Genomic DNA, 11,363 nt, shown 5'->3' with positions numbered 1-11,363 from the left:
GACAGGACGGAGACGGCGACGGCGTGATCGGCCGGCGGTTCGACAGCGGCGGCACCCCCGCCGGCGCCGAGTTCCAGATCAACACGACCACGACCGGCAACCAGCGAACCCCCCAGATGTCGATGAACGCCTCGGGGAGCTTCGTCGTGGCGTGGTCATCGAGCGACGTCATCACGGGCGCCAACGCGGAGATCGTCGCGCGGCGCTACGACAGCGCAGGGGCGCCCGCCTCCGGCGAGTTCCAGGTCAACACGTACCCGCCGGCCTACCAGCGCTCTCCCTCCGTCACGATCAACGACGCGGGGAATTTCGTCGTGGCCTGGATGAGCGAGGGTCAGGACGGCTACGGGAACGGAATCTTCGGCAGGCTCTTCGACGGCACGGGCTCGGCGCTCACCCCGGAGTTCCAGGTGAACGACGTCACCACCGGGCAGCAGTACCTCCCCTCGGCCGCAATCGCGTCGAACGGGGAGTTCGTCATCGTCTGGGAGAGCTACGGCCAGGACGGGTCGGGCTTCGCCGTCGAGGCGCGGCAGTTCCTCGACACAGGCGCCCCGGTCGGCTTGGACTTCACCGTGAACACCTTCACGGCGTACTCGCAGAGCCTCCCCTCCATCGCGACGGACGGCAACGGTTTCGTCACGGCGTGGGAGAGCTACGGCGTCGACGGGCAACACACCGGCGTCGCCGCGCGCCTCTTCACCGTCACGCACTGCACCGGGGCGGACACCGACGGCGACACCCTCTGCGACACGATCGACAACTGCGTGACGGTTCCCAACGCCGGCCAGGCGAACCGCGATGGCGACGCGTTGGGCGACGCGTGCGACAACTGCCCCCTCGTCACCAATCCGACGCAGGACGACATGGACGGCGACGGCGTCGGGGACGCGTGCGACGTCTGCCCTGGCACCTACAACCCGACGCAGGACGACACCGACGGAGACGGCATCGGCGACGTCTGCGACATCTGTCCGGCCGCCGCCGACCCCCAGCAGCTCGACTCCGACGGCGACGGCCTCGGGAACGCGTGCGAGAACTGTCCCGCGGTCTACAACCCGACGCAGGACGACAACGATGCGGACGGTCTCGGCGACGTGTGCGACAACTGCCCCAACACCTTCAACCCCAACCAGAAGAACAGCGACGGCGTGGGCGAGGGGGACGCCTGTGATCTCACCGTCACCTTCCCGCTCGTCGCGAGCGACATCCACTGCAACGGGCTCCCCCCCATCATCAAGTGGACCCCGGAGGTCTACAACCGGTTCAGGGTCCTCGTGTCGTGGGATCCGGCGTTCGCATCGGGGACGGTGGTCACGAGCGGCAGCACCCTCCTCAAGACGCCGCAGTACCCGCTCCCGCCCAGGAAGTGGGCGAAGCTCTGCACGAACGCGGCGCCCGATCTCTACTTCAAGGTCTTCGGGAAGAAGACCAAGTCGACGCTCACCGAATTCACCGAGGTCGTGGCGATTCCAGCGCCCTGAGCCGGTGGCCGCGCGCGGCCGCGGCCTCGCCTCGCGCGTCGAGGAGCGCCGCCATCGCGAGGTGCCACGGCAGCGACCCCGCCTCGGCGCCGCCCGACGCGGCCGCGGCCTGCGCTCCGATCTCCGTCTCGATCGCGGCCACTCTCTTCTCCTCCTGCGCGACCTCGGCGATCTTCGCCTCCGCCGTCGGCTTGCTCGCGCTCGCGAGATGCCGCGGGTTGATGGCGTGGCACCTCTCGAACGCGGAGCGCGACTCGTCGAGCAGGCCGTTCCTCCGGTAGATCAGCCCCAGGTTGAAGAAGAGGACGTCGTTGTCGGGTGACGCAGCGGTCGCCCGCCGGAACTCCTCGCGCGCCCGCAGCCAGTCGCGCCCCTCGAAGGTGATGCCGAGCATGTAGTGGAACTGGCCGATGAGGTTCTGCGTGAGGTACTCGCGGGGCACGCGCGGGTCGGCCTCGCCGGCGAGGCGATCGGCGGGCAGGAGCAGCGGCGGATCGGGGCGCCCCTCGCGCCACGCTCGGAACGTCAGCCCCACCGGGACGAGGGCGAGCCCCTTCAGGCTCCAGTTCGGGTGGTGCGTCAGGAAGACGGGATCGGTGTCGGGGTCGAACTTGAGCGGCGGGAGATCGGCGCTCCCCACCCCCTGCAGGATCAGATCGACGTCGGGCCTCACCCCTTCCACGAAGTGCAGGTAGATCATCGTGAAGAGGATGTTGTCGTCGGTCGCGATGAGGTGAGCCCCCGGGGGCATCGAGCCGAGGACGGTCCTCGAGAAGTCGTCCGAGATCCGGTAGCGGCTTCGATCGAACTCCCGGTACCCCGTCACCGCGAGGGCGAGCGGCACGACCAGGAGCGCGGGGCCGATCCGCCGCGGGAAGCGGCTCCTGAGCGCGCACGCCCCCGCCCCCGCGAGAAGGGCGGCGAGGGTGTACGACGGGATGTAGTACCGGTGCCAGATGAAGATGTCGGCGCGCGACCCGTGCAGCGCCATCATCCCCACGTTCGCCGCCATCACCGCGAGGAAGAGGAGGCCGATCCCCCGCCTCTTCGGGCTCACGAGGACGACGGCGCCCGCGACGGCGAGGAAGGCGCCGGCCCATCCCAGCTCCGGGCCGAACGATTTCACGTAGTCCCACCCGATGACCAGGAGATCCGACGGCCCCTCGATCCACCGGCGATCCCAGAAGTCGCTCCGGAAGACGACCCTCAGAAAATTCGGCAGCGTCTCCGGATTCCCCCAGTCGAGCGCGGGGTCGGCGCGCGAGCGGATCGGCAGGTAGAGGTACGGGAGGACCCCCGCCGCGAAGGCGGCCGGCCCGATCGCGGCGCCGGCGATCTTTCGCCTCCACGGCTCGAGGATGACGACGGCCGCGCCGAAGCAGAGGCCGTAGACGGCCATGAACAGGTGCACCGACGCGCCGAGCCCCGCGAGGAGGAACGCCACCGCGAGGGCGGCGCGCGAGCGCGAGGACCACCACCGCACGACGGCCAGCGTCGTCGCCGCGAGGAAGAGGGCGTTGAGGGCGTAGACGCGCTGGATGTTCGCCTCACCCCAGAAGCTCGGCGAGAAGCCGAGGAGGAGCGAGGCGAAGGCCGCGTCGAGCCGCGCGAGATCGAGGCGGCGCGCGACGAGGTAGACGGTCGCGCAGGCGCCGGCCGCGGCCGCGGCGCTGAAGAGGCTCATGCGGAAGGCGATCGAGCCGAACGGGGCGATGAGGGTCCAGAGCTTCCCGAGGAGGACGTAGAGCGGGTAGCCGGAGGGATGCGGGATGCCGAGGAGGTAGACCGCCGTCACCAGCTCGCCGCTGTCGCCGACGTAGATCGTCCGGCACGCGCCGAAGGCGTAGACGGCGAAGAGCACGGCGCCGACCGCCGCCGCGGCGAGGCGGTCGCTGCGGGACGGGCCCGCCTCGCGCTCCGGTATCGAGTCCGTCACGCTACTTCGGAGGGGCCGCCTGGATGCGGCGGAGGTTTTCCTGGAAGAGGACGTTGTCGGGCTCGATCGCGAGACCCTTCTTCAGCGCGTCGACCGCCCCCTGCTTGTCGCCCATCAGGTACGCGACGTTCGATCGGTACTGGTAGACGAGCGCGTAGCGGGGCGCCGCCGTCTCCGCCCTGTCGAGGTCGCGCATCGCCTCCTTGTAGTCCCCCCGGCGCGCCTCCTGGCTCGCCTTCTCGGCGAACGCGAAGGCCTGCTTCTCCGCGTCGGTGCGGGGGGCCGAGATGTTGTCGGTCCCCTTCAGCTTTTTGAGGGCGTCGCGCGCGGGCTGGTACTGGGGGTTGTAGCGGAGCGCCGTCTCGTAGTCGCGGATGGCCGCCGCCGTGTCCCCGCGCCGCTGGTGGATGACGGCGCGGTTGTGGTACGCCTCGGGGTTGAGGGGCTGAAGCCGGATCGCGGCGTCGAGCTCGGCGACCGCCTCGTCGTAGCGGCCGAGCGCGCCGAGCGATCCCGCGAGGCTCGCCCGGAGCGACCCGTCGTTCGGATCCGAGTCGACGAGCTTCCTGTACGCGGCGGCCGCCTCCGCGAACTTCCCGGAGGAAAAGAGGACGGCGGCGAGGTTTCGATCGCCCGACGGCGACGCCGTCTGGAGATATCCGAGGCTCCGGAGCTGCTCGAGGATCTCGGAGTCGACCTTCGAGTCGCCGGCGGTCTCCTTCCCCTCGCGCTTGCCCGTCTCGTAGGTCGCGACGCGCGCGGGGGCGGTCAGATCCTTGAACGGGCTCGAGAGGACCTGCCCCGGCATGTCCTGCCCCGCCGGGATGCCGAGGAGCGTGAGGATCGTCGGCGTCATGTCGAGGATCGACGCGCCGTCCACGCGCACCGCCGGGCGCACCCGGTTGCCGTAGGCGTAGAAGATGCCGTGGAGGGCATGGAACTGCTCGCTCACGCGCCGCATGTCGCGCGTGCGGCTCGGATCGTCGGGGAGCTCGCCGAGGCGGAAGCCGTGATCCGACACGACGAGGAGCGTCGTCCCGCGATCCATCGCCCCCATGAAGTCGCCGAGAATCCCGTCGGCGTAGATGTACATCCGCTCGACGGCCTCGCCGAACTTCTTCTGCTGCTCGCTCAGCTCCCCCGCGAGGTCCTTCGCGCGGAAGAGGTGGCCGAAGAGGTGCGCGGTCGAGTCGGTCGCCTCGATGTACACCATCAGCAGATCGGGCTGCTGCTTCCTCCACAGATCGAGGCCGATCTTCCGGTACGAGTCGGCGGTCGCCAGCGCCCACTTGAAGTGGCCGACCGGGTCCTGGAAGTTGAACGGCCGCGAGAACTCCTCGTCGGAGACGGTGATGAACTTCGAGACCTCCTCCTTCGTCACATCGGAAGGGCGGCGCGCGAGGGCCGCGGCCTCCTTCTCGAGCTCGGGGGGGTAGGTGTTTCCCGTCGTGTTCGACGAGGGCTTCCGGAACGAGTCCTCGAAGAGGAAGTGGTAGCAGAGGTGATCGCTGACGATGCTGCCGTTGACCGTCTCGGCCGGCCACGTCGCCCAGTAGCCGACGACGCCGACCTTCTTCCCGGCGTCCGAGGCGATGTTCCAGATCGCCTGGGCCTTCCGCATCTGGCTCGTCACCGGGAGCTGCTCCCCCGTCGTATGGTTCACGGCGACGAAGTGGCCGATGCGGTGCTGATCCGGCGTCTTCCCGGTGGCGATCGTCGTCCAGACGACCGGGCTCAGGAGCGGCTGCGCGCTCTTGAGCTTCCCGTAGGCGCCGCCCTGACGGAGCTTCGCGAAGTTCGGGAGCTTCCCCTCGGAGATCAGGAGATCGATCACGTCGGGGTCGGCGCCATCGAAGCCGAGGAGGAGGACGCGCTCGCGCGCGGGGCCGCCGCAGGCGGCGAGAGTCAGCACGACGAACACGAGGGCGATGATCCGGGGGGCCGCTGAGCGCATTCCGCTAGTATATGGGCGATGCCCGCCTACTGGATCGTCGCCCTCTTCGGCTTCGCGTACTGGTCGACGCGGACGTTCGGCCTCCTGCGCCACTGGGCGCGCCGGCCGCACCTGTCCGCGCTTCCGGCGGACGCCGCGCCGCTCCCGAGCCTCTCCGTGGTCGTCCCCGCGCTCGACGAAGAGACGACGATCGAGGCCGCGATGAGGTCGCTCCTCGAGGTCGACTATCCCGGACTCGAGGTCATCGCCGTCGATGACAGGTCAACGGATCGCACGGGGATCCTTCTCGACGACTTCGCCGCGCTCGACTCCCGGCTGCGGGTCCTCCACGTGAAGGAGCTGCCCGCAGGGTGGCTCGGGAAGAACCACGCGATGCACCACGCGGCCCGGCTGGCCCGCGGCCAGTGGATCCTCTTCACCGACGCCGACATCCACTTCGAGCCGTCGGCGCTCCGCCGCGCCGTCGCCTTCGCCGAATCCTCGGGGCTCGATCACCTCGTCGTCCTCCCGGAATGCGTCGTCACGGGGTTCCGGGAGAAGCTCTTCCAGAGCTTCTTCTGGGTCCTCTTCGCCTGCAAGCTCCGGCCCTGGAAGGTTCGGGACCCGAAAAGCCGCGCGCACATCGGCGTCGGCGCCTTCAATCTGGTGCGGGCGGACTTCTACCGCCGCGCCGGTGGGCACGCGGCGATGCCGATGGAGGTCCTCGACGACGTGAAGCTGGGGAAGCTCCTCAAGCAGCGCGGCGCCCGGCAGGATTGTCTTCCCGGCGGCCCGCTCGTGCGCGTCCGGTGGGTCGAAGGGGTGGGCGGCGCCGTGCGCGGGCTGACGAAGAACCTCTTCGCCGCCCTCCACTACAGCGTCCCGAGGGCGGTGGCCGGCTCACTGGTGCTCCTTGCCGGAATCGCCTGGCCCGCGGTCGGCCTCTTCATCGGGCCGCCGGGCTCGCGGCTGCTGTGCGCCGGAACGCTCGTGTGCATGACGCTCGCGATCCGCGCGGCGACGCAGACGCCGTCGATCTCGCCGCTCTACGGCCTGGGGTTCCCGATCGCGGCGGTCGTGCTCGTCTACATCGTGATGCGGTCGACGGCCCACACCCTGCGGCAGGGGGGCGTGACGTGGAGGGGGACTCTCTACCCGCTCGAGGAGCTGAGGCGGGGGCTGGTCTAGGCTGTCGGCGCGAGGGAGATGCGCTTCCTCTCGTGATCGACGCGCACGACGCGCACCTCCATCTCGGGGTGCGAGGCGACCTCGGTTTTCCAGTGGGCGAGCGTTTCGGGCGTCGTCTGGCTGACGTGGATGAGGCCGTCGACCCCCGAGGCCACCTCGACGAAGGCCCCGAAGTCCACGACGCGAAGGAGCTTGCCTCGGATGACCGTCCCCTCCACCAGGGGGGCGACGGCCGCCTCCCACGGATCCGCCGAGAGGGCCTTCATGCTGAGGGAGATCCGGTTCTTGTCCGGCTCGACCTTCAGCACCTTGACGGTGACCTGCTGCCCGATCGACAGGACGTCCTGCGCGCGGGCGACGCGCTCGTACGAGATCTCCGAGATGTGGACGAGGCCGCGGACGCCCCCCAGATCCACGAAGGCGCCGAAGTCGGTGACCGACGCGATGGTGCCCGTCATGATGGCGCCGGGAACCGCGATCTTCCACGTGGACTCGGCCGCCTCGGCCGCGGCCGCCTCGAGAAGGCGGCGGCGCGACACGACGATGTTCTTGCCGCGCTCGCGGTACTCGATGATCCTGAAATCGAAGGTCTTCCCGACGAACGACTGCGGATCGTCGGCGCGCCGCACGTCGATCTGCGAGTGCGGGCAGAAGGCGCGCTGCCCCGAGATGGTGATCTCGAAGCCCCCCTTCACGACCCCGCTCACCTTCCCCTCGACGGGGATCCCGGTGCGTGCGGCCGCCTCGAGGGCCTGGCGGGCCTGGGCCCCCTGGAGGAGGCGTCTCGAGAGGCGGATGCCGTCGGCGTTCGAGGCGGTGACCGTCGCTTCGACGAGGTCGCCGACCTTCACGTTCATCACGCCGGCCTCGTCGAGGAGCTCGGGGGTGGCGATGCTGGCCTCGCTCTTGGCCCCGACGTCGAGGAAGGTCTCCTTGTCGCCGATCTGGACCACGCGGCCGCGGACTATCTGCCCGACCTCGTAGGACTTGCGGGCTTCCTCCTTCGCGAAGAGATCCGCGAAGCTCTCGGACTCGGGGGGGGTGACGTTCTCGTGCTCGCTCATCGGGGCCAGCGCTCCTGCGAGGCGCATCCGCACCTCGCGTTGTCCATCGTTGAACCATGCCGGCATGCGGAAGTCAAGCGGCGGGGCGCACGGGTGGTGGCCGACATAGTGCCGTGGGAGACGGCACTGCGCGCGTGAAGTAATCGCGCTCGGCCTCGGTTCGCTCGCCCACCCGCTCCGGCGGCGCCAGCATTTGTTGATTCAAAGGGGGCGCCGAACGCCTTCACGGGTACCCTTCGGCCGCAAGACGCAGCGGCCGAATCTCGCAGACTGCCGCTCGCCGGCTCGCGGCGCTCGTGGACTCGTCTCACACGCTCCCCCGGCACTATGTCGGCCACCACCCCCGCGGCCTCTTGGTGGGGGAACGCGAAGTGCGTCAAAACAGCCGTTCGACCAGGGCGGTGATCGCGGCGGGGGCGAGGCCCAGGTAGAAGACGCCGAGGACCGACCCGGCGAGGGCCAGCGTGGCGGGGAGGGGAGAGCGGAGCGGCTGCGGCTCCGTCGCGGGCTCCCGGAAGTACATGTAGACGATGACGCGCAGGTAGTACGCCGCCGACACCACCGAGTTGAGGACGCCCAGGATGGCCAGCGCGTAGAGGTTCGAGTCGATCGCGGCCTTGAAGATGAGGAACTTGCCGACGAACCCCGACGTCAGCGGCATGCCGGTGAGGGCGAACATGAAGACGGCCATCGCCGCGGCGGCCCACGGCTCGCGCTTCCCGAGGCCGGCGTACGCCTGCAGCAGCTCGCCGACCTCGTCCCCCTCGCGCGTGTGCTCCACGAGGTGCACGACCACGAACGCGCCGACGTTGATGAAGAGGTACGAGGCGAGGTAGAAGACCACCCCCGACACCCCCGCCTCCGTCCGGCAGACCACCGCGACGAGCAGGTACCCGGCGTGCGCGATGCTCGAGTAGGCGAGCATCCTCTTGATGTTGTTCTGCGCCAGCGCGACGACGTTCCCGAGGGTCATCGTGAGGACGGCGACGATCGAGAGCATCCCGGCCCACGGCACGGACGGCGCCCCGCCCCAGAAGGCCGTCGTCAGGATGCGCAGCAGCGTGGCGAAGGCGGCGGCCTTCGTCCCCGCGATCATGAATCCGGTGACGAAGGTCGGCGCCCCCTGGTAGACGTCGGGGAGCCAGAAGTGGAACGGCACGGCGGCGATCTTGAAGAGAAACCCGATCAGCGTGAGCGCGACGCCGACGAGAAGCATCGCGTGGTGCCCCGGTGCCGCGGCGGAGCCGGCCATCGCCCGGAGATCGAGCGTCCCGGTGGCGCCGTAGAGGAGCGCCATGCCGTAGAGCGTGAAGCCCGTGGAGAAGGCGCCCATCAGGAAGTACTTCATCGAGGCCTCGAGCGATCGCTCCCTCGTCCGCGTGAAGGCCGACATGATGTAGAGCGGGAGCGAGAGGATCTCGAGGCCCAGGAAGAGGACGAGGAGGTTGGCGCTCCCCGCCATCATCGTCATCCCCGCGAGGGCGAAGAGGACGAGGGCGTAGTACTCGCCGTGATCGACCCCCTCGCGCCGCAGCGCCGACATCGCGAGGAGGATCGCGAGCGCCCCCGTAGCGAGGAAGATCATGTCGAAGGCCAGCGCCAGGCGATCGGCGGCGACCATCCCGCCGAAGGCGACGCGCGGCTCGAACCAGAGCGTGCGAACCGAGACGCCGGCGAGTGCGATCGCGACGAGAGCGGCCCACCCCGAGGCCTCGCGCACGGGCTTCGGCGCCACGGCGAGGAGGACCGTGACGAGGCCGCCCGCGCAGAGCCACAGGAAGGGCGCGAGGGCCCCCCAGTCGACCGCCGGCATCGTCATCGGCACGCCATCACCTCAACGGAAGAAGACCCAGAGAACCGCCGCCGCGCCGAGCAGGAAGAAGAGGGCGTAGTTGCGGACGAGCCCCGTCTGGAAGAGCTTGAGGAATCCCGCCGAAGCCTCGACGAAATCGCCGCTCCGGTTCACGACGCCGTCGACCACGTGCTTGTCGAAGAGATCGAAGACGCGGCACGTCGCGTAGTAGGCGCGAAGGACGGTGGCGTCGTACAGCTCGTCGACGTACCACTTCCCCCGGAGCAGCCGGTACAAAGGCGCCGCCCGGTCCACCACCTCGTCCGCTCTCTCACCCTTCCCGCGATAGTAGAAGTACATCCCCGCCGCGATGCCGATGAGACCCATCGTCACCGACACTCCCGCCAGCGCCCACTCGAGTCCGCCCCACGCAGCTCCTGCCGCCCCTTCCGCCACGGCCGAGTGCTCGCCGGCTGCGGCCGACTCCGCGACGTGCCCGAACGAGGGCGCGAGCCACCTCGCAAGGAAGTGGTGCCCCGGGATCCCCAGCAGCCCCCCGGCTACCGACAGCACCGCCAGCGTCACGAGCACGTACTTCATCGCCCACGGCACTTCATGGATGGGTGCTTCCGTGTGATGGTCCACACGGCTCTCTCCCCAGAACGTCAGCCCCATCAGCCGCGTCATGTACAGCGCCGTCAGCGCCGCTCCGGCAAGCCCCATCACCCACAGCACTTTGTTGTGCTCGTACGCCGCCCCCAGGATCTCGTCCTTGCTGAAAAACCCCGAGAACACCGGCATCCCGCAGATCGCAAGCCACCCCATCAAAAAGCTCCCGTACGTCCACGGCAGCTTCTTCGAGAGCCCCCCCATCTTCCTCATGTCCTGCTCGTGGTGCAGCGCATGGATCACCGCCCCCGACCCCAGGAACATCAGCGCCTTGAAGAACGCGTGCGTCGTCACGTGGAAGATCGCCCCCGTGAACGACCCCATCCCCGCCCCAAGGAACATGTACCCGAGCTGCGACACCGTGCTGTACGCCAGCACCTTCTTGATGTCGTCCTGCGCCAGCCCTATCGTCGCCGCGAACAGCGCCGTGACGCCCCCCACCGTCGCCACCACCAGCATCGCCGTCTCTGACGCCGAGAACAGCACCGAGCACCGGCACACCATGTACACCCCGGCCGTCACCATCGTCGCCGCGTGAATCAGCGCCGACACCGGCGTGGGGCCCGCCATCGCGTCCGGAAGCCACACGTACAAAGGCACCTGCGCGCTCTTCCCGCACGCCCCCACGAAGAGGAGTATCGCCGAGGCCGTCAACAGCCCCACGCTCACCCCCGCGTGGCCGCTCTTGATCGCCTCCATCACCCCCGAGATCTCCATCGTCCCGAACGCGTTCCACAGCGTCAGCACCCCGAGGATGAACCCCGCATCCCCGATACGGTTCGTGATGAACGCCTTCCTCCCAGCCTGCGCGTTCGACTCCCCGTCGTACCAGAACCCGATCAGCAGGTACGAGCACAGCCCCACTCCCTCCCACCCCACGAACATCACCGGGAAGGCTCCGCCCAGCACCAGCGTCAGCATCGACGCCATGAACAGGTTCAAGTACGCGAAGAACCGCCAGTACGCGGGGTCCTCCGCCATGTACGCCGTCGAGTACAGATGGATGAGAAAGCCCACCCCCGTGACGACCAGCAGCATCACCGCCGACAGGTGGTCGAGCGTCAGAAGCCACGGCACCGAGAGCGACTTCGCCCCTCCCCCGTCGCTTCCTCCAGGGAACCACTCCGCCACGGTGAGATCGGCACGGCCCGCCTCGAGGTTCACCCTCAGCCCTGACGATTCGAGCCCCTGGTACCCGGGAAGGCCGTTCGCCAGCTCGTACACCGCCGCCGCCGAACACAGAAACGCGATCGCCACCGTCCCCACGCCCACCAGCGACACGAACTTCTTCCCCAGC

At 69.2% G+C, this 11,363-nt stretch carries 7 protein-coding genes; 2 read left to right on the top strand and 5 right to left on the bottom strand.

Going from position 1 to position 11,363, the window contains the following annotated elements:
• Positions 1–116 precede the first annotated feature (116 nt).
• Positions 117–1,484: a thrombospondin type 3 repeat-containing protein gene (locus HY049_08840; GenBank protein MBI3449005.1), complete on the top strand. Its 1,368-nt coding sequence runs from the start codon at positions 117–119 to the stop codon at positions 1,482–1,484.
• Here HY049_08840 and HY049_08835 read toward each other — a convergent pair.
• Together HY049_08835 and HY049_08830 are read right to left on the bottom strand one after the other, a co-directional pair.
• Positions 1,453–3,420, bottom strand: a complete 1,968-nt coding sequence (locus HY049_08835) for a DUF2723 domain-containing protein (protein ID MBI3449004.1) — start codon at positions 3,418–3,420, stop codon at positions 1,453–1,455. The two genes, HY049_08840 and HY049_08835, sit on opposite strands and share 32 nt — an antisense overlap.
• 1 nt (position 3,421) lies before the next feature.
• On the bottom strand, positions 3,422–5,374 hold the full coding sequence (locus HY049_08830; protein MBI3449003.1) for an alkaline phosphatase family protein: 1,953 nt from the start codon (positions 5,372–5,374) through the stop codon (positions 3,422–3,424).
• An 18-nt stretch (positions 5,375–5,392) separates the two neighbouring features.
• Here HY049_08830 and HY049_08825 point away from each other — a divergent pair, with 18 nt between their 5' ends.
• Positions 5,393–6,541 carry a glycosyltransferase gene (locus HY049_08825; GenBank protein ID MBI3449002.1) on the top strand — a complete coding sequence of 383 codons (1,149 nt, stop codon included), beginning with the start codon at positions 5,393–5,395 and terminating at the stop codon, positions 6,539–6,541.
• On the opposite strand, the gene HY049_08820 is transcribed toward HY049_08825, so the two are convergent.
• The 3 genes from HY049_08820 to nuoL form a co-directional block, all read right to left on the bottom strand.
• The gene (locus HY049_08820; protein MBI3449001.1) at positions 6,538–7,605 is read right to left on the bottom strand and encodes a S1 RNA-binding domain-containing protein; all 1,068 of its coding nucleotides are present in this window, start codon (positions 7,603–7,605) and stop codon (positions 6,538–6,540) included. The genes HY049_08825 and HY049_08820 overlap by 4 nt on opposite strands.
• A gap of 376 nt (positions 7,606–7,981) precedes the next feature.
• Complete coding sequence (locus tag HY049_08815) at positions 7,982–9,430, bottom strand: NADH-quinone oxidoreductase subunit N (protein MBI3449000.1); 1,449 nt, start codon at positions 9,428–9,430, stop codon at positions 7,982–7,984.
• 9 nt (positions 9,431–9,439) lie between these two features.
• Positions 9,440–11,363: NADH-quinone oxidoreductase subunit L (nuoL, locus tag HY049_08810; protein MBI3448999.1), on the bottom strand; the 1,924-nt coding region annotated here is incomplete at its 5' end.

It is taken from the genome of Acidobacteriota bacterium (assembly GCA_016195325.1).
GTDB lineage: Bacteria > Acidobacteriota > Polarisedimenticolia > JACPZX01 > JACPZX01 > JACPZX01.
Note: the sequence above shows the minus strand (reverse complement) of the source record. Positions and strands in the feature narration are given on the sequence as shown.